Origin of the sequence: Devosia sp. 919 (genome assembly GCF_013185965.1) — a bacterium.
Classification (GTDB): Bacteria; Pseudomonadota; Alphaproteobacteria; order Rhizobiales; family Devosiaceae; genus Devosia.
Map to the genome: position 1 here is coordinate 3063854 of NZ_JABAOL010000001.1, position 19904 is coordinate 3083757.

Annotated in this window: 14 protein-coding genes; 9 read left to right on the top strand and 5 right to left on the bottom strand. The window is 65.0% G+C overall.

Going from position 1 to position 19904, the window contains the following annotated elements; genetic code table 11:
* Positions 1-54: 54 nt before the first annotated feature.
* On the bottom strand, positions 55-699 hold the full coding sequence (locus HRQ64_RS14885; protein WP_172123946.1) for an AprI/Inh family metalloprotease inhibitor: 645 nt from the start codon (positions 697-699) through the stop codon (positions 55-57).
* Positions 700-818: 119 nt separating this feature from the next.
* Positions 819-1046 carry a hypothetical protein gene (locus HRQ64_RS14890; protein ID WP_127753817.1) on the bottom strand — a complete coding sequence of 76 codons (228 nt, stop codon included), beginning with the start codon at positions 1044-1046 and terminating at the stop codon, positions 819-821.
* Between the two features lie 214 nt (positions 1047-1260).
* On the opposite strand from HRQ64_RS14890, the gene HRQ64_RS14895 reads away from it, so the two are divergent.
* The 4 genes from HRQ64_RS14895 (at position 1261) to HRQ64_RS14910 (ending at position 7294) form a co-directional block, all read left to right on the top strand.
* Positions 1261-2364, top strand: a complete 1104-nt coding sequence (locus HRQ64_RS14895) for a microcin C ABC transporter permease YejB (RefSeq protein ID WP_172123948.1) — start codon at positions 1261-1263, stop codon at positions 2362-2364.
* A 5-nt stretch (positions 2365-2369) separates the two neighbouring features.
* Positions 2370-3503, top strand: coding sequence for an ABC transporter permease (locus tag HRQ64_RS14900; protein ID WP_348983116.1), 1134 nt, complete (start codon positions 2370-2372; stop codon positions 3501-3503).
* 262 nt (positions 3504-3765) lie between these two features.
* Positions 3766-5391, top strand: coding sequence for an ABC transporter ATP-binding protein (locus HRQ64_RS14905; RefSeq protein ID WP_172123950.1), 1626 nt, complete (start codon positions 3766-3768; stop codon positions 5389-5391).
* 52 nt (positions 5392-5443) lie between these two features.
* Entirely contained in the window at positions 5444-7294 is a 1851-nt protein-coding gene (locus HRQ64_RS14910; RefSeq protein ID WP_172123952.1) for an extracellular solute-binding protein, read from the top strand.
* A 299-nt stretch (positions 7295-7593) separates the two neighbouring features.
* Here HRQ64_RS14910 and HRQ64_RS14915 read toward each other — a convergent pair whose 3' ends face one another.
* Both HRQ64_RS14915 and HRQ64_RS14920 read right to left on the bottom strand, forming a co-directional pair.
* Positions 7594-11925, bottom strand: a complete 4332-nt coding sequence (locus HRQ64_RS14915) for a translocation/assembly module TamB domain-containing protein (protein ID WP_172123954.1) — start codon at positions 11923-11925, stop codon at positions 7594-7596.
* The gene (locus HRQ64_RS14920) at positions 11925-13910 is read right to left on the bottom strand and encodes an autotransporter assembly complex family protein (RefSeq protein ID WP_172123956.1); all 1986 of its coding nucleotides are present in this window, start codon (positions 13908-13910) and stop codon (positions 11925-11927) included. The genes HRQ64_RS14915 and HRQ64_RS14920 overlap by 1 nt, the downstream gene beginning before the upstream one ends.
* 242 nt (positions 13911-14152) lie before the next feature.
* On the opposite strand from HRQ64_RS14920, the gene HRQ64_RS14925 reads away from it, so the two are divergent.
* The 5 genes from HRQ64_RS14925 (at position 14153) to HRQ64_RS14945 (ending at position 19505) form a co-directional block, all read left to right on the top strand.
* Complete coding sequence (locus tag HRQ64_RS14925) at positions 14153-14929, top strand: SDR family NAD(P)-dependent oxidoreductase (protein ID WP_172123958.1); 777 nt, start codon at positions 14153-14155, stop codon at positions 14927-14929.
* Between the two features lie 69 nt (positions 14930-14998).
* On the top strand, positions 14999-15895 hold the full coding sequence (locus tag HRQ64_RS14930) for an aromatic ring-hydroxylating dioxygenase subunit alpha (protein WP_172123960.1): 897 nt from the start codon (positions 14999-15001) through the stop codon (positions 15893-15895).
* A gap of 47 nt (positions 15896-15942) precedes the next feature.
* Positions 15943-16437 carry a DUF1801 domain-containing protein gene (locus tag HRQ64_RS14935; RefSeq protein ID WP_172123962.1) on the top strand — a complete coding sequence of 165 codons (495 nt, stop codon included), beginning with the start codon at positions 15943-15945 and terminating at the stop codon, positions 16435-16437.
* A gap of 499 nt (positions 16438-16936) precedes the next feature.
* Entirely contained in the window at positions 16937-18700 is a 1764-nt protein-coding gene (locus HRQ64_RS14940; RefSeq protein WP_172123964.1) for a Rieske 2Fe-2S domain-containing protein, read from the top strand.
* Positions 18701-18848: 148 nt separating this feature from the next.
* A complete protein-coding gene (locus HRQ64_RS14945) occupies positions 18849-19505 on the top strand; it encodes a glutathione S-transferase family protein (RefSeq protein ID WP_172123966.1) in 657 nt (218 codons plus the stop codon).
* Positions 19506-19605: 100 nt separating this feature from the next.
* Here the strand turns inward: HRQ64_RS14945 and HRQ64_RS14950 are convergent, their stop codons facing one another.
* Positions 19606-19887: a hypothetical protein gene (locus HRQ64_RS14950; protein ID WP_172123968.1), complete on the bottom strand. Its 282-nt coding sequence runs from the start codon at positions 19885-19887 to the stop codon at positions 19606-19608.
* Positions 19888-19904 lie beyond the last annotated feature (17 nt).

A 19904-nucleotide genomic window follows, 5' to 3' on the forward strand; every position in this document is an offset into this window, starting at 1 on the left:
GCCCCGACTGGGACGATGCGAATGGGTCAGCCTGGCTTGGCAAGTCAGGCGCGATCAGCGCTGCATGGAAATGGCTTGGCCGCCGCCCAGCGTACCGATATAGCGCCCGCCGCTCGGTGCAAGGAACGCGGCGATATTACCATTCTCGTCATAGAGCTGCAGCTGCGAGCCGACCTGCTGCCAGCCGCCCACCGAAGCAAGGCCCGGCACGCCGCAGCCCGGCGCCGATGCGCGGTAATAGCTGGTGCCAGTCTTGGCGGTCATGGGCAGGTTGAGCCGGCACTGCGTCGGCCCGGCCTGCACGGTCCAAACGCCCTCGGGCCCGGCGGTAAAGCCGCCCGGTGCCGCTGGCGCCGCGCCATTGGGCCCAAGTGTTACAAACGAGCTGTTGGAAGCCGTCTGGGTGGACGCACCAACCGGCGGCAGCGATGAAACGCCCCCGGCCATGCCTGGAGGGGTGCTGGGAACGCCGCCCAACACGGGCTGACCCGACAGTCCGGGAGCGGGCGCGCCAGTAGCGCCGCCGAGTGCCGGCAGCGTGCTTTGCTGCACGCTCGAAGGCTGCACCGGCTGCAACTGCGCCGGGGCGCCGATCGTGTTGAGATTTGCGGTGTTGGAGGTTGAAGAGCAACCGGCCATCAAAAGGGCCACCGCTGCCAAACCCGCTGCCGATACCGATCCGCGCATCCAAGCCGCCATGAAGTCGCTCCTGCCCGAAGGCCTGCCTAAAGGTTAACAATGGGCGCGCTTATAGCCAAACCACTGGTGTGACACAATCGCCCGCTTCGCGTGGACCACCATTCACTGATGTGGCAGTTTTAAGGCCCCTGCATTTCCTTCAACAACTCGCGCGCCAGAAGGGTTGCGTCCCCCGCCTCCTCTTCTGGCACCTGCACCGGCACGCCGCGCGGCCCGAACAGCCCGCGCACGCCCGGCAGTCCGCCTTCCCCGCCCTCGAGCGGATGAAAGCCATGCGCCCGCAGCGCCACTACCAGCACCCGCGCCATGGACAGGTCCTCGACTTGGGCAATTGTTTCGAACGCCATCGCCGGCTCCTTGTTGCTGCCCCGATTGTGCCGTTCATCCCCCTTTGCCGCAACCCCGCCCCGCCGAAGCGGCACCGAACTCAAAGCACCGCCTCGGCACTTGCCATCTTGCGGGGGAAGTGTTGCTGTGGTCGGTAAGCCATTTCACCCGCTGGTGATTTGCACATGGGCAGCTTCGGCGCTTTGCTCGGGCACAGCCAGCCATGGAGATCTGATGGGCGCCTATATTCTTCGCCGCCTCCTTCTGATGATACCGACCGTGTTCGGCATAATGGCGATCTCGTTTCTCGTGGTCCAGTTCGCTCCGGGTGGCCCGGTGGAGCAGGCGCTCGCCAATCTGAGCGGCCAGAACAGCTCCATCGCCGAACGCGTCACCGGCAGCGCCGGTGGCGATTTCGCCGCCCAGCCCGGCGCCAATCCTGGCGGCAATAACTCGGTATATCGTGGCTCACGCGGCCTGCCGCCCGAACTCGTCGCCCGCATCGAGCAGCAATTCGGCTTTGACAAGCCGCCGCTCGAGCGCTTCGGCACCATGCTGTGGAATTATCTCCGCTTTGATTTCGGCGAGAGCTATTTCCGTGACATCTCCGTGATCGACCTCATCCGCGAGAAAATGCCCGTTTCCATCTCACTCGGGCTCTGGATGACGCTGATCTCCTACGGCATCTCCATTCCCCTTGGCATCCGCAAGGCCATCAGCGACGGCTCGCGTTTCGATGTCTGGACCTCGACAGTCATCATCGTGGGCTATGCCATTCCCGGCTTCCTCATCGCCATCGCGCTGATCGTCCTCTTCGCGGGCGGCAGTTTTTGGTCCGCCTTCCCCTTGCGCGGCCTGACCTCGCCGGGCTTTGAGAACTTCCCCTGGTGGCGCCAGATTCTCGATTACGCCTGGCACCTCGTCTTGCCCATCACCGCCATGGCTCTGGGAGCCTTTGCGACGACGACCCTGCTCACCAAGAACTCGTTTCTCGATGAGATCGGCAAGCAATATGTCACCACGGCCCGCGCCAAGGGGCTGACCGAGCGACAGGTGCTGTATGGCCATGTCTTCCGCAACGCCATGATGCTGATTATCGCGAGCTTCCCCGGCGCCTTTGTCGGGGCCTTCTTTGGCGGCTCGCTCCTCATCGAAACCATCTTCTCGCTCGATGGGCTGGGCCTGCTCGGCTTCCAGTCCGTCGCCAACCGCGATTATCCCGTGGTCTTTGCCACCCTTTATATCTTCTCCCTGCTCGGCCTCGTCATCAGCCTGCTCTCCGACCTCGCCTATATGTGGGTCGATCCCCGCATCGATTTCGAAAGCCGCGGCCTATGAGCGAAATGGCCGAACAAGCTGCCGTGCTCGAAGCCCCACGCAATGGCTGGCTGTCCCCAATCAACCAGCGGCGCCTCGCCAATTTTCGCGCCAACCGGCGGGGCTTCTGGTCGCTTTGGATCTTCCTTGTCCTCTTCATCCTCACGCTGGGCTCTGAATTCATTGCCAATGACCGGCCCATCCTCGTCTCCTACAAGGGCGAACTGCTCTTTCCCGCCTTTGTGGATTATCCCGAATCCCAGTTCGGCGGCTTTCTTGCCGTCACCAATTACCGCGATCCCTTCATCGCTGACGAGATCAAGGCGAATGGCTGGGCAATCTGGCCGCCCGTGCACTTCAGCTACGCCACTGTCGACAGCTACCTGCCCTATTCCGGCGCCGTCGCGCCCAGCTGGACCATGGACCGCGCCGAAAACTGCGCGCGCTATCCCCTGGGGGTCGATGATCCCGAGTGCAATCTCGGCAATTACCACTGGCTGGGCACCGACGACCGCGGCCGTGACGTCCTCGCCCGCCTGCTCTATGGCTTTCGCATCTCCATCCTCTTCGGTCTCGTGCTGACCATTGCTTCCTCCATCATCGGCGTCGCCGCCGGTGCGGTGCAGGGCTATTTCGGCGGCTGGACCGATCTCCTGATGCAGCGCTTCATCGAGATCTGGACCTCGATCCCCGCCCTGTATCTGCTGCTGATCATCTCGAGCTTCATTGCCCCAAGCTTCTGGGTGCTGCTTGGCATTCTCTTGCTGTTTTCTTGGGTCGCGCTCGTTGGCATCGTGCGCGCCGAATTCCTGCGCGGCCGCAATTTTGAATATATCGCCGCCGCCCGCGCCCTTGGCGTCGGCAACTGGACCATCATGATCCGCCACCTCCTTCCCAATGCCATGGTCGCCACGCTGACCTTCATGCCCTTTATTCTTTCGGGCTCCGTCGCCACCCTGACCTCGCTGGACTTCCTTGGCTTCGGCCTGCCCCCCGGCTCCCCTTCGCTTGGTGAACTCCTCGCCCAGGGCAAGAACAACCTCCAAGCGCCCTGGCTCGGCCTCACCGGCTTTTTCACCATCGCCCTGATGATGACCCTCCTCGTCTTCATCGGCGAAGCCGTCCGCGACGCCTTTGACCCCCGCCGGACCCTGGCATGACCCAGTTCCTTCGCCTTCCCACTACCCCTGAGCCCCGCGCTACCCCCTCCCCCTTGAGGGGAGGGCCGGGGTGGGGGTTCAGGCCCCTCCGCAAACTGGGCTTGTGTGCTGATACGCCGGTGCCCAAACGAGCGGTCCCCTCCCCCTTGAGGGGAGGGCTAGGGAGGGGGTCCATCAACGAAACACGGCGGCCGCAACCAGCACCGGCATCCCGCCATCCGACCACTCAAGCCACCAATCACCACCATGAGGAGGCCACCCCATGACCCCTCTCCTCTCCGTGCGCGACCTCACCATCAGCTTCGGCCCTGCCGATGCTGCCCACAACATCGCCTTTGATATCGCGCCAGGCGAAACCCTGGCGCTTGTCGGTGAAAGCGGCTCGGGCAAATCCGTCACCGCCCTGTCCATCCTCAAGCTCCTGCCGCCCACCGCCACCATTGCGGGGGAAATCCAGCTCGGCGCCACCGACCTCGTTTCCGCCTCCGCCGCCGAGCTCCGCTCCGTGCGGGGCAATCGCATCTCCATGATCTTCCAGGAGCCGATGAGCTCCCTCAATCCCGTGCACACCGTCGAGCGCCAGATCGGGGAAGTGCTCGCCGTGCATCGCGGCCTGCGCCCCAACGCCGCCCGCGCCCGCACCCTGGAACTGCTCGATCAGGTCGGCATCCCCGATCCCGCCAGTCGCCTCGCCTCCTATCCGCATCAGCTTTCGGGCGGCCAGCGCCAGCGCGTGATGATCGCCATGGCGCTCGCCAACGAGCCGGACCTCCTGATCGCCGACGAGCCCACCACCGCGCTCGACGTTACCGTCCAGGCGCAGATCCTGACCCTCCTCAAGCAGTTGCAGGCGCGGCTGGGCATGGCCATGCTCTTTATCACCCATGACCTCGGCATCGTCCGCCGCATCGCCGACCGGGTCTGCGTCATGCAGGCCGGCGAGATTGTTGAAACCGGCGCAGTCAAAGCCCTCTTTGCCGCGCCCCAACACCCCTATACCCAGCGCCTCCTCGCCGCCGAGCCCAAGGGCGCCCCGCCGCCGGCCCGCCCCGATGCACCGATCGCGCTGGAAGCCAAGGACCTGCGCGTCTGGTTTCCAATCAAGCGTGGCTTGCTCCGGCGCACAATCGGCCACATCAAGGCGGTGGACGGGGTCGACCTTGCCATCCGCGAGGGCGAAACCCTGGGCGTCGTGGGAGAAAGTGGCTCGGGCAAATCGACGCTTGGGCTGGCCCTCCTCCGCCTCATCGCCTCGCAGGGCCGCATCGTCGTCCTCGGCAACGAGGTGCACGAACGCTCCTGGCGCGCCATGCGCCCACTGCGCGCCGACATGCAGATCGTCTTTCAGGATCCTTTCGGCTCGCTCAGTCCGCGCCTTTCCGTTGATCGCATCATCGGCGAAGGGCTTGAAGTTCACGCCCCAAAACTCGACGCCGCCGAGCGCGACCGCCGCGTCGTCCGCGCGCTTGAGGAGGTCGGCCTCTCGCCCGCCACCCGCTTCCGCTATCCCCACGAGTTCTCGGGCGGCCAGCGCCAGCGCATCGCCATCGCGCGCGCCATCGTGCTCGAGCCGCGCTTCTTGGTGCTCGATGAGCCGACCTCCGCACTCGACGTCTCCATCCAGGCCCAGATCGTTGATCTTCTGCGAGACATCCAGGCCCGGCGCGGCCTGACCTATCTGTTCATCTCCCACGATCTCAAAGTGGTGCGCGCACTCGCCAATACCCTCCTTGTGATGCGCCACGGCAAAGTGGTGGAAAGTGGAGCCGCCGGCGATGTCTTTGCCGCGCCCCAGACGGACTATACCCGCGCGCTTATGGCCGCGGCTTTCGACATCGCCGCCACTGACACGCGTGATCTTGATCCGCCTGCCCCTGTCGGCCCATGACAAACCAGCCTAGATTCCAACCACAGTTTCTGCCCATGTTCGGAGCCAGCCGATGAAGTTTGCGCCCCTTGTTGCCACCGCCTTGGCCCTGTTCTGCCTTGCCCTGCCCGCCGGGGCCCAGACCCCGACTGGCGTGTGGACTTCATCCTTCATTATGGAGGGCGAGCCCAAATACCCCGATGGATTCCCCCGTTTCGATTACGTCAATGTCGATGCGCCAAAGGCCGGCACGGTGCGGCTGGGCAGTCTGGGCGGCTTCGATACCTTCAACCCAATCCTCCCCAAGGGTGAGCCCGCCGACGGCGTCGGCCTGCTGTTCGAAACCCTGCTGACCCCGTCCCTTGATGAGGTCAGCGCCTATTACGGCCTGCTCGCCGAAAGCCTGCAGATCGCCCCGGACTATGGTGCAGTCACCTTCCGGATGAACCCCAAGGCGCGCTGGCACGATGGCCAGCCGGTCACAGCCGAAGACGTGGTCTGGACCTTCGAAAAGAACATCGAACTCAATCCCGACCGCATGCAGTACTATGCCAATATCGAAAGCGCCGAAGTCACCGCGCCCGGCGAGGTGACCTTCACCTTCAACCAGACCGGCAACCGCGAATTGCCGCTGATCCTCGGGCAATTACAGGTGTTTCCCAAGCACTGGTGGGAGGGCACCGACGCCAATGGCAAGCAGCGCGACATCGCCCAGTCTACCCTTGAGCCGCCCTTGGGCTCGGGCCCCTATCGCCTCGCCAGCTTCGATGCGGGCCGCACCATCACCTATACCCGCGTCGAGGATTACTGGGGCGCCGACCACCCAACCCAGATCGGTCAGAACAATTTCAACGAATACCGCATCGAGTACTTCCTCGATCTGACCGTGCAGTTCGAGGCCTTCAAGGGCGACCAGTTCGATTGGTGGAACGAGAATTCCGCGCGCCGCTGGGCCACCGCCTATGATTTCCCTGCCGTCGCTCAAGGCCGCATCATCCAGGAACTCTTCCCCCAGGATTATGCCAATTCCGGCCTCATGATCGGCTTTGTGCCCAATCTGCGTCGCGAAAAATTCCAGGATCAGCGCGTGCGCCAAGCCCTCAACTACGCTTTCAACTTCGAGGAGCTGAGCAACACCCTGTTTTATGGCCAGTATGAGCGCGTCGACAGCTACTTCTTCGGCCTGCCCTTCCGCTCCACCGGCTTGCCCGAGGGCGAGGAACTGGAAGTGCTGGAATCCGTGCGCGACCTCGTGCCCGCCAGCGTCTTCACCGAGCCCTACACCAATCCAGTCGGCGGCGATCCAACCAAGCTGCGCGCCAATCTGCGTACCGCGCTCGGCCTCCTCACCGACGCCGGCTACCGCCTCGAGGGCAACCGTCTCATCGATGCCAATGGTCAGCAGCTGAGCTTTGAAATCCTGCTCAACGGCCCCACCATCGAGCCTGTCGCCGCCAACCTCGTCACTAACCTCGCCCAGATCGGCGTCGCCGTCTCGCTGCGCACCGTCGACAGCCCGCAATACATCAACCGCCTGCGCTCCTTCGACTACGACGTCACCTATGCCGGCTGGCCGCAATCCTTCTCGCCGGGCAACGAGCAGCGCTACTTCTTCGGCTCCTCAACAGTCAACGAAGAGGGCTCACAGAACTATGCCGGCATTGCCGATCCCGGCATCGATGCGCTGATCGACAAGCTCGTCGTCGCCGATGACCGCGCCACCCAGGAAGCCGTCACCAAGGCGCTCGACCGGGTGCTGCTTGCCCATCATTTCGTGGTGCCGTCCTATTCCCTGCGCACCTCGCGCATCGCGCACTGGGACCGCTTCAGCCACCCCGAGCCCCTGCCCGAATTCTCCAGCGGCTTCCCCACCATCTGGTGGTGGGACGAAGCCAAGGCCGCCCAAACCGGTGGCGCTCGCTAGCAAAAAAACCGGGCCGGCAACAGCCGGCCCTCGCCGCACAGCAATCAGGCAAGGGCTTGACCCGCCCTCAACCGCGATTGTGACCCCGACCTTGAGCCAGGGCCCATCCTGATCTTGCAGAGGGCGCCCCTATACAACGCCCCCCACAGCACCAAAGCTGAGGGCGAACCCTCCACTCCCCCTTGCGGGGAGGGGCCGGGGGTGGGGGGCCCTCAGCAACGCACCGACCTTTACCGACCCCAGCTCTGGGCCGGAGCCCAGCACGAGATCGCTCGGCCAACCAACACAGGCAAGCCCCCTCAATAATCCTTCTCGTAATACACCCCGAGCGCGGATTCGCCGTTCTGTCCAGCAGCGCCCGTCACCTTGAGGTCGTCAGTCACATCGAGATTGATCGTCACCCGGCTCTGCCCGCCGGCACCAGCCTGCACGCCCAGATACACATTGTCCTGGATATAAGTGCCGGCTTGCACGGCCACATTGCCTTCCGCGTCGGTGACCACATCGAGATCATCGAGCCCGGCAGCACCGCGCAAGGAGTCCACGAGGCCCCCGCCGCCGCCGCCCATCAGTTCGGCCGCCGCGCCCGCCAGCCGCGCCAGCTGCAGCGGCGACAGTTCGCCCATAGAGCGCTTGAAGATCAGCCGCGCCAGCACTTCATCCTGCGGCAACACCGGATTGGAGGTGAAGGTCACCTCGACATCCGACACCCGGCCGGCGACCGTGACGAACACCGTAATGTCGTCGCCCTCGGTGCTCGCGACAAAATTGATCACGGGATCCAGGTCGCCCACCAGCGTGACAATGCCGCTATCAAACACGATGCGCTGGCCCAACAGGCTCAACCGCCCGCGATTGAGCTCGAACGCCCCCACCGGCTGAATATCGTTGAGCGGTCCGGTGAGCCGCACCGTGCCCCCCACTTCCGCATCAAGCCCGCGGCCGCGCACAAAGATCTGGTTGGGTGCGTTGACATTGACATCAAGCACGACGCCGGCTGGCCGCGTACGCGGCACCGGTGCCCCGCCGCGGGTGGTCACCTCCGCCCGGGCCAGGGTTTGCGCCACATCGCGCGGCGGGCGCACATGCTCCACCTCGACCAGCGCCGCACCGCCACCGAAATTCTCGGGCACGGTGATATTGGCTTCCTCTACGAGGAGATTGCCGCTCAGCAGGGGCGAACCGGTCAGATTGCCCGTCAGTGCCAGATCGCCCGATGCGGTCGCCACGAACAGGTCGCCATCGGCGTAACGGGCCGAACGCAGCGCCAGCCGCAGATCAGCCGGGAAACCACCGGTCAGTCCCACCGTACCGGAGGCCGCAACCGTGCCCCCCGTGGCGAGCTGCGCCCCAAGGCTATTGATCGCCAGCTGCGTGCCCGAAAGGCTCGCCGAGCCGGTGATCCCCACCAGCCGCAGATTGAGCTCCGGATCGACATAGCCAGCATTGCTGGTGGAAACCGAGCCGCCAAATTGCGGCGCCTGCAGGCTCCCCCTCACCTGGGTGTCAAGTTGCACCGTGCCGCTCAACTGCGCGCCGCGATCGGCGACGAAGCGGTTGGCCAGGGTCAGCGGCGCCGCCCCCTGCAAGCGCAGATCGAGCCCCTCGCCCGCCAGCGGCACGCTGCCGCTACCCGAAACGGTCAGCCCGCCCGCGCCATTGGCCTGCACCGACCCAAGCCGCACCACCCCCCCGGCAAAACTGCCTTCGGCGGTCAGCGCCAGCGGGGCCACCCCATAATCGCGGATCGCGGCTGCATTGATCCCCGCCCCCCGTGCGGTAAACTGCACCTGCGGATCGCTGCCGCTGCCGGTAATGCGGGCCTGCCCATCGAGCGTTCCCGCCAGGCCCAAATCCGGGGCCACCGCATTGGCTATCGACAGCGGCAGGGAATTGACCTCGAGCGCAATGTCGAGCACCTCCCCGGCCGAGCCGGTCGCTGTGATCGAGCCCGACCCAACATCGAAGCGCACTGCCTGCAGCGCAACATTGTTGCCACTCACCTGCAGCACGGTTGGCTGCGCCAGGCGCGCCGAAAGTTCCCCTTGCGCCAGCTGCGCCCGATCGAGCGCCAGCCGATAGCCGCCCTCCACCGGAGCCAGGGATCCCGCCACGTCCACATCGGTGCCCGTCGCCAGCCGCGCCTGTGCGTCAAATGCGGTGGTGTCGCCGGTCTGGTTCGCCGTCGCCTCGAGGGTCTGGATCGTCACTCCCGCTGCCGCGACCGTGCTCGCATTGACCCGGCCATCAACCGCCGGCACTCCAAAGAGATCACCGATCTCGGCGGTAAAATCGGCGGCGCCCACCTGGATATCGTTGATCCGAAGGCCGGAGACATCGCCATTGACGCTGGCATTCTGCTTGCCATCAACACCCGACAACACTGCCCGAGCATTGATCGCGCCGCGCGCTTCCACCAGCGCCAGCGCTGCCGCCACCGAAATATCGGGCGCCGCAACCACGAGATCACCATCGATCAGCCCGCTGGCCACATTGCGCACCAGCCCGCCAGTGATTTCCGCGCCCACAGTCTGGAACGCAATGTTGCGTAGAGCCTGGGTATCGGCATTCACATCCACATCGGCCCCGAGGCTCGAGCGGTGTCCGTCCACAAACGCGGTGCCGGTAACGGCGCCCGCGAGCCGCGCGTCCTGGTATTGCCCGGCAAAACCCAGCGCCGCTTCGCGCAAGGGCCGTCCGGCCAGCGTGCCACTGGGAATGGTGGCGTCAAGATCAAGCGCAATCACGCCCTCCTGGCCCTTGGCGGTGCCGACAACACTGAGCGCGCCGGTTGCTTCGGGCGAGAGCAGCGCCAGGTCGGCCAAGCCGAGATTGAAGGTGAAATCGGCCGCGCTGGACGAGAAGGTGCCGTCCGCCAGCACCTGCACCTGCTGGTTGGCGATGCGGAATTCCTTGGCGGTCAGCCCCGCCTCGGTGCGCGCCACCAGGCCGGACAGGGCAACCTCGCCCTGCAACAGATTGTCTGCCAACTCGTCATCGATCTGGAGATCGCGCCCGGTGCCGTCGAGTTCGAGCGTGAACACCCCGGTCACCGGCATGACGCTACCGGTCGCCCGCAGCGTCAGCCCGCCATCGAGCTCCCGCCCAGCCAGTCCCGAGAACGGCGCAATGCTGGCCGTTTCGATCGCGATGTCGCCGGTAAAATCGAGGCCCGAAATGGTGCCCGACAGCGCCGCTGTCAGGGCTTCCCCGACAACGCGCAACTCGGCCAGCTCAACGGGCTGGCCGGCATTCCATAGGCCCGCAATGCCAACGCCGATCCCGTCGCCCAGCGCCGCTTCCACCTCGGGCGATGCTGCAATGCCGCCCAGCGTGCCATCGCCATTAAAGGTCAGGCGGCGAGTGGCTGGGTCGGACAGATTGGCCGCAACGCCACCCAGATTGAACGCCAGCGTATCGGCTGCAAAGCCCTCGGTTGCGTATTGCGTTACCGAAAAGCTCGAACTCCAGTCCTCGCTGTCGCCCACCCCGTAATCCACTGCGAGCACGGCCGATTGCACCGTAGTTGCGGCGCCCGGCACCGGCAGCGTCACCGGCGCGCCTGTGCTGTCCGCGATATTGGCGCGCAGCACCAACTCACGCAGGAAATTGTCCGGCGTGGTTTGCGCCGAAGCTTCCAGCGCCAGTTGCCCGCCGCTCAGCCGCAAGCCACTGATGCTCAACCCGCCTTCCGAGCGCACCAGCGCATCGGCCGACAGCACCGATTCAGCACCAAAGAAGGGCCGGTAAGGCTCGGCCACCAGCATGGCGAGCGGCCCGCGCACATCCAGGTCGATATTGTGCCCCTCGCCCGTCTGGGTAACCCGGGCGCCGCCCGACAGCGCGGTTTGCCCATTGGCCACCAGCGTCAGCTGCGTTTGCAGCCCGGCCACCGGGCCCGACCCCGTCAGCCGCAGTTCCACCGCCGGCCGCCCATCGATGCGCAACAGATTGGCCAACACGCCGTTTTCCGGCTCCACCAACGCGAGCGCCAGCTCGATGCTGCTGGTTTCATTGCTATAGGCAACATCGAGATCGAGGGTTCCCCCCGGCCCGTCGAGCCGGATAATATCGAGCTGCGCATCAAGATTGCCGTCTGCGAGCGTAAAACCGCCGGCCAGCGAAATCTCGGAGGCCAGGCCAAACACGTCCTCGCCAAAGCTCACCCGCGGAACAGCCAGTTCCTCAATGGTGATGGCGACGGGAAATTCAGGCACGCTGAACGGCACGGCCTCGGGGGCCGGCAGGTCGAGCTGGTCATTGGGTATAGCATTGCGCAGGTATTCGATGGAATCGGCTGCAAGCGAACGCACTTCCAGGCGCCCCAGCAGCAGCGCGCCTTGGTTCCAGTTCAGCCGCGCATTGTTGACGCGCAGCCATACGCCCTCTGCGTCGGCTATGGTGATCTCGCGGATCACCACATTGGAGCCGAGCGCCCCTTCGATATTGGACAGCTGGATTTGCCGCTCAGGCGTCGATAGCCGATCCTGCACGAAATTGGTGATCCAGTTCTTCTGCTCCTCTTCGGCCCCGTCCTGGGACAGCGACAGCGCCGTGGCGCCAAACAGGAGCGCGAGCGCCAGAACCACAAGCGCCGCAAACCGCCGCCGAAAGAACGGGAAAAGTGCCATCAAAAGCTTTGTCCTATGCCGACATAAATGGCGTAGTCAGGGTCTTCGTCCCGCTTGTTGAGCGGCACCGCCACGTCGAGCCGCAGCGGCCCAAGGCCCGTGTAATAGCGCAACCCGAGACCCGCGCCCAATTGCAGGTCATCAATGCCCGGGAATTCGTCTGCGGCCACATAGCCCCCGTCGAGAAACGCCACGGCACCGATCGTGTCGGTAATCTTGGCGCGCGCTTCGATCGAGCCTTCCAGCAGATAGCGACCACCGGTGACAATCCCATCGGGGCCTTCAACGCCGATGGACTTGAACCCATAGCCACGCACCGAGCCGCCACCGCCGGCAAAGAACAGCCGGTCAGGCGGAATTTCCGCCAGGTCCGGGCCTGCCAGCAATCCGCCCTTGAGCCGCCCGGCCAAAACGAACCGCTCGTCCTCGCCAAAACCCCAATAAGCGCGCCCTTCAACCGTCAGCTGTGCCGCCGCATTGCCATAGCTCAGCTCGTAGAACGGCTCGACATTGCCCGCTAGGTAAAAGCCCCCGGTCGGATCGACCTTGTCGTCGCGCGCATCGTAAATGGCGCCCGCATAAACACCGAGCAGCGAGAAATCGCGCGTGCCGAAATCATCCTCGTAGCGGCCCCGCTCATAGAACGTGCCGCCTTCAACGGTCAGCTGATCCGAGAAGATATGGGTCAGCCCGACCCGCCCGGTCGCCGATGTCTCGATATAGGTCGGATTAACCGTCCGCTCGGCCGAAATCACCGCCACCAGATCCGTATCGGGCGTCCAGATCCCGGGCTTGGTGAAGGTGCCGCCAAAGAAATAGTCGAACTCTTCGGTTTCTACCGGATAAGCAATGCTCGCGACGCGCGCATCGAGCCGCAGCCGCTCGGCCTGCCCGAAGAGGTTGCGCCAAAGGTGATACCCTTCCACTCCCAGCCCATCGATGCTGGAATAGCTGGCGCCCACGCCAAAGCGGCGCCCCGGCAACTCCTGCACCAGCAATTGATAAGGCAGCAAACCATCCGCGCCCACCGCTTCGGCCGCTTCAAACCGGGCCGAACGGAACACTTCGAGCCGGTCGAGGCGCTTTTGCGCCCGGTCCAGCGTATCGGGATCGTATTCCTCACCCACTTCGATGCCGGTCTGGCGGCGCACGAACTCGGGGTCCATCCGCTCGGTACCCGATACAGTGATGTCACCGAACCCGGCATGCCGCCCCGGATCCACCGTGATCGCCACATCCACCGTGCGTGTCGCGTGATCGGCCACGACCTCGCGGCTGCGAATCTGCGCCTTGGGGTAGCCTTGCTCCTGCCAAGCCTCGATAGCTAGTTTTTCAGCCGCGAGAATGACGCTCGACTTGGCCACCTCACCGGACCCAAAGCCGCGCTCCTCGGGCAGCTCCACCAGATCCGCGGGATCGCTGGTCAAGGGCGCTTCGTTGACCACTGCAACCCGGTTGAAGTTGAACAACGGGCCGGGATCCACGGTAATAACGACCCCGACTGGGTCGGGCAGCGACACGTCAGGCGCAAGATCGCTCGCTTCGCGTCCCGCCACCAGGACATGGACCGTGCCGCCGTAATAACCTTCATTATAAAGCGCGGCGATGATCCGTCGGTAATCGCCCCGCGCCTTGGCCAGCAACCCGGCTGCACCCGAAGCAGGCTCGTCCGCATCGGCCACGAGAGCCGAAGCATTGCGTACCGCGCTTTCCACCTCCCCTTCGCCCGCGACGGTGACCTCGACCGTATAGGGCTGCGGATCGGCAATCACCGCCTCGGCATCCGCCTCCGTCTGGTCTTCAAACAGCTTGATGCCGAAAATCTCGAACGCGGCAGCCGCCGGCACAAACACCGGCCCGGCTAAGGCCGCAGCAAGACAAAGGGCGCTTAAACTCGTTACAATCCGCGCGTTTTGCAGTGAACCCGCCCCCAGTTCGCCTGCGCCGCCACCAAGATTGGTCGCCCGCGCCAGGCCTTCGCTCATCGTCCCGCACCGGCCAGACAGGCCTGCAGCAAGCCTGTTTACCTTACCGGGCAGTGTAGAGCGACCCCAGCGCCGGAACAACCGGTCCGCGCAATTTGTTCCTAATTGTGACCACCGGAGTTGCCGAATCGCCGCACCCATTCCGCTTATGGTTAGCACGGGGTTAACGCCCGCCGCTGCTTGACCCCCGCCGCCGCCCGGTCCACCTTCCCGGCTCGCCCACACCATTTGCAGGACCCCTCATGTACCAGATGCTCGATCCCACGCGCTTTGTTGTCTTCATCACCGGCGCGACCTCGGGCTTTGGCGCGGCAGCTGCCCGCCGCTATGTCGCCGCCGGCGGCAAGGTCATTGCCACCGGCCGCCGCACCGAGCGCCTGCAAGAGCTCCGCGACGAGCTGGGCGCCGACAACTGCCATATCATCACCCTCGACATCCGCGACCGCGCTGCGCTGGAAGCGGCCATCACCGCCCTGCCCGAGCCCTTTGCCGCCATCAACATCGTCATCGCCAATGCCGGTCTTGCCCTCGGGCTGCAGCCCGCCGCCCAAACCGACATCGCCGATTGGGAAACCATGGTCGCGACCAATATCAACGGCCTCATCTACACCGTGCGCGCCCTCCTGCCCGGCCTCATCGAGCGCGGCGGCGGCCATATCGTCACCCTGGGCTCGGTCGCCGGCGACTACCCTTATCCCGGCGGCAGCGTTTATGGCGCCACCAAGGCCTTCGTGAAGCAGTTCGCCCTCAACCTGCGCTCCGATGTGCAGGGCAAGCAGGTGCGCGTCACCAATATCGAGCCGGGCCTGACCGAAACCGAGTTTTCCCTTGTGCGCTTCAAGGGCGACGAAGCCCAGGCCGGCAAGCCCTACCAGGGCACCCAGCCCATGACCGCCGAGGACATCGCCGAGTCCATCTTCTGGACCACGACCCTGCCCGCCCACGTCAACGTCAACCGCCTCCAGCTCATGGCCACCACCCAGGCCTTTGGCCCCTTCGACATCTTCCGGGAAAGCTGATCGCCCCTCGAACTTGGCACCGCGCCGCCCAGCCCTTATGCTGGCGCGGTGTCACCATTGGACCTGCCCATGCCCTCGCCCATCGATCCCGTAACCCTCGACCTCTGGCACGTCATTGCCGCCACCGATGAAGTGCCCCAGGGCCTTGTGGAAACCACCATGCTTCTGGGCCAAAAGCTCGCGCTCACCCGCGATGCCGCGGGCAATCCCGTGGTCTGGCGCCGCACCGATGAAGAGCAAGGCGACGAGATCGATCCAGCCGAAATTACCGAACGGCTGCCCGTGAGCACCGGCTATGGCTATACCTGGACCAGCCTTGGCACCCCGCCTGCCGAGCTCTTCCCCATCCCCGAATACAGCGAGCCTGACCGCGTCAACATGAGCTGTGGCTCCATCGGCATCCATGTTTCGGCCCCGCGTGCCGTCGAGAACTTCCTCGATATGGGCCACTTCCCCTATGTCCACACCGATATCCTCGGCTCCGAGCCCCATACCGAGGTCAAGGAATACGACGTGGAAGTCTCCGAAGAGCGCGACGAGGTGCTGGCCACCCGTTGCCGCTTCTTCCAGCCCCGCGCCGCCCTCTCGGCGACCGAAGGGATCGAGGTGGAATATGTCTATCGCGTGCCCCATCCCTTCTGCTCGGTGCTCTACAAATCCTGCCCCGAGGATGAATCGCGCCGCGACGTGATCGGCATTTTCCTGCAGCCCGTGACCGAGGAAAGCTGCCGCGCCCATCTGCTGCAATCAATGATCGACTCGACCTCCACCATCACCGATCTGCGCCGCTTCCAGCAGACCATTTTCGGTCAGGACAAGCCGATCCTCGAAAACCAGTTCCCCAAGCGCCTGCCGCTCGATCCTCGCGCCGAAACCCCCATCCGTGCCGACAAATCCGCCATCGCCTATCGCCGCTGGCTCAGCCAGAAGGGGATCACCTACGGCACCATCCCCGTCGCGGGATAAGCGGGGAACACCGGAGGCGAGGCGGCGCACGCTAAGAGGAGACAACAATGTCACCAGTCAAGCAGTCGTCTCCCTCCCCCCTGAGGGGAGGGATCAAGGGTGGGGGTTCAGGCCCGTCCGCAACTCCTCAAGCAACGGGCGAACCAAAACTCCTCTCCGGCGGTAATCCCCAAATCCCCAAAGGCCACGGCAACGAGCCAATCCAGGCCTACCTCGCCGCCATGCCCGGCTGGAAGCGCGCCGTCGGCGAGCAACTCGATAGCCTGATCGCAGCCGCCCTGCCGGGCGTCCACAAGGCCGTCAAATGGAACTCCCCCCTTTACGGCGCCACCGAAGGCCGCTGGTTCCTCTCGCTCCATTGCTTCACCAAATACGTCAAGGTGACCTTCTTTGACGGCCACGCCCTGACCCCACCCCCACCAATCGTCTCCACCCAACCCAAGGTGCGCGCCTACCATATCGGCGAACACGACCCCATCGACCCCACCCAGTTCACCGCCTGGATCCACCAGGCCGCCCAACTCCCCGGCGAAAAGATGTAATCTGGCTGAGCCCCCGCTTCACCCTCCCCCACGCGGGGAGGGCCGGGGTGGGGGGACGCGAGCCCCGGACCTCAGTGCTCGAACAAGACCATCCGTCCGCGAGCCATCGGCCCCATCGCCTCCCTCCCCCTTGAGGGGAGGGATCGAGGGTGGGGGTTCAGGCCCCTCCGCGGTCCGGATTTCGAAGCAAAGCACATATTCAGCACTTCCAGCTCCCCCAACGCCATCCGCTTCTGCCTTCCCTCCCCCCTGAGGGGAGGGACCGAGGGTGGGGGTCCCTCAGTGACCCACCGCACCACCCCCCAACAAACCTCCTCTCAAGGGGAAGGAAGGCCACAGCCCCGCCGCCAACCGCCCCTGCGACCCTCTTTCTTCACCCGCCCCCTTGTGAACAGCCCCGCCCTAAGGGTAACCCTCACCAAGGTCTCCCGTACGCCAGGAGAGCCCCGCCTGTTTGCCCCCGATCGTGGCGCGATCCCCACTTGCCCTGGGTTGACCCATGCCCCTAGACCTCGACGACACCACCTGGCATCCCATCGCCTCGAGCGATGACCTGCCCTTCCGCCATGTTTATCAGGGCCAGCTGCTGGGCCGCGAACTGGCCGTCTGGCGGGCCGATGACGGCAATGTCAATGTCTGGGAAAACCGCTGCCTGCACCGTGGCGTACGCCTCTCGATCGGCATCAACGAGGGCGCCGAACTCAAATGCCAGTATCATGGCTGGCGCTATGCCAATCGCTCGGCCGGCTGCACCTATATCCCCGCCCATCCGGCCGACGCGCCGGCCCGCCGCATCACCAACCGCACCTATCCCGCCCATGAGGCCTTTGGCCTCGTCTGGTCCGCCGCGGCCGACGCCCAGCCCTTTGCTCCATTTGCCGGTAGCGATGGCGCCGACTGGGTCGCGCTGCGCCCCGTCCCTCTGAACGCCGCCCCCCAAGACGTAGCGCTCGCTCTGGAAAAATACCGCTTCCAGCCAGCCGAGGCGCTGGATGGCGAAGCCGCCCGCACCATGATCGAGCGCCTGTCGCCCCTTTCGGTCCGCCTCACCGCCCAGTCGGGTGAGGTCATCGAGCGCGCCGTGTTCTTCGTGCAGCCCGTCGACGCCGGCCGCGCCGTGATCCGGGGCCTTATCGAAGGCTCGCCCACCCGCCCCCTGCCCGTGCTGCGCCACCACAATGAGCGCCTCACCCAATTGCGGGATCGGCTGGAGCGCGCCGCCCGCCGCAAGCCGGCGCCCGAGCCGCTGCAGCCCGCCTTCGCCCCGGTCTCGGCCGAACTTTCCACCATGCCCGATATCGCCGTGCCGCGCGGCAACACCCTGCGCGTCGTGGTCAAGCGCAAATGGGACAGCGCCGATGGCATCGTCGCCTTTGAGCTCGCGGCGCTCGATGGCGGCCATCTGCCAACCTTCCAGCCCGGCGCGCATATCGATCTGCATCTCCCCAACGGCCTCGTCCGGCAATATTCCATCACCAATGGCCCGGGCGACCTGCTGAGCTATACCATCGGCGTCAAGCGCGAGAGCGCCTCCAAGGGCGGCTCGCAGATCCTCATCGAAAGCGTCAGGGAGGGCGACGTGCTGGCCATCAGCGAGCCGCGCAACAACTTCCCGCTGCGCCGCGACGCCACCCGCACCGTCCTCATCGCCGGCGGCGTCGGCATCACGCCGATCCTCTCCATGGCGCGCTTTCTCGACAAGTCTCACCTGCCCTACGAGCTGCATTACTTCGTGCGCCAGGGCGAACACGCCGCCTTCCGCGAGGAACTGGGCCAGCTCGCCGGCAACATCACCATCCATGCCGGCCTGCCCCGCGGCGACAGCAGCCGGACCATTGCCGAGGCGCTCGGCCACTGGAGCCGCGCCCAGCATGTCTATATCTGCGGCCCCGCATCCATGCTCGAAACCGTCCGCACTACCGCCGCCGCGCAAGGCTGGCCCGATGAGGCCGTGCATTTCGAATATTTCAAGAACGACAAGGTTATCGACCAGTCCTCGGCCTTCGAGGTGGAACTGGCCCGCTCGGCCATGACCCTGCAGATCCCTGCCGGCAAGACCATCCTCGAAGTGATGCGCGAAGCGGGCCTGCAAACCCCCAGCTCCTGCGAACAAGGCGCCTGCGGCACTTGCCTCACCGGCGTGATCGAAGGCGAGGTCGACCACCAGGACGTTTACCTCAACGACACCGAGAAACGCTCCAATCGCGCCATCCTCACCTGCGTCAGCCGCGCCAAGGGTAAGCGGCTGGTCCTCGACATCTGATGCTGGCGTTGATTGCACCGGATCTCTCGGCGCCATCCCTCCCCTCCCCCTTGAGGGGAGGGGCCGGGGGTGGGGGTCCATCAGTGATTCACCGCCCCTCACCCTGCGCTACCTTTCCCGGTAGACTGAGCAAGACCGAGCCCAACCCATGACCATCACGCTTTACGATTTCGAGCTCTCCGGCAATTGCTACAAGCTGCGCTTGCTGATGAGCATTCTCGGCCTGCGCTATGACATCGTGCCGGTGGACTTCTTTCCCGGCCGCCAGCACAAATCCGACTGGTTCCTGCGCCTCAATCCCTTTGGCCAGTTGCCGGTGCTGGTCGATGACGGGCTGACCCTCTCCGACTCCGGCGCCATCCTCGCCTATCTCGCCAAGAAATATGACGCCTCCGGCCAGTGGTTCCCCGAGGACCCGGCCATCACCGCTGAAGTGCTGCGCTGGCACGCCGTGGCCGATGACATCACCGCCACCAGTTCCGCCGCCCGCCTCGCGCTCGGCTATGGCTATGATTTCGACGTCGAAAAATCCCAGGCCGGCGCCCACCGCATTTTCCGCATCATGGACGAGCATCTCTGGTTCGGCGAACGCGAAGGGCGCGACTGGCTGTGCTCGCCCGCCCACCCGACCACCGCCGACATCGCCTGCTTTCCTTATGTGATGCTGTCCGAGGAAGGCGGCATCAGCCGCGCCGATTACCCCGCCCTGCGCCGCTGGAGCGACCGCGTCCGCCGCATCCCCGGTTTTGTGGTGATGTCCGGCATCTTCCCGGCCGGCCGCCCGCTCGAAACCGTCCAGCAGTAAGCCCCCTTTCTTCACCTCCCCCTCAAGGGGGAGGCCGGGAGCGGGGGAGGCGAGCCCGACCGCCTTGAAGGGTAAGCAGAAGGTGGCCATACGCCTTCCCTCAATAGCGCACGCCCCGCTTGGCCTTGATATGGGCAATCCGTTCGGCGTCGCTCGCCTGCAAAAACCGCCCGCGCTCGAGCAGTTCAAGCGTATATTCTTCATAGGTCAGCCCGAGCAGCGCCGCCCGTTCCGCCCGCATGCGCGCAATCTCCATCGGCACGCCGTAAAACGCCTGCTGCTTGGCCGCCTTCCATTCGAAATACGTGCCGATGGAGCCATTGCCCCATTCATGCTCGGGCTCGTCCAGCGGCGGCCCGCCATTGCCCTCTTTACCAGCCAATTACGCCTCGCCGTGAT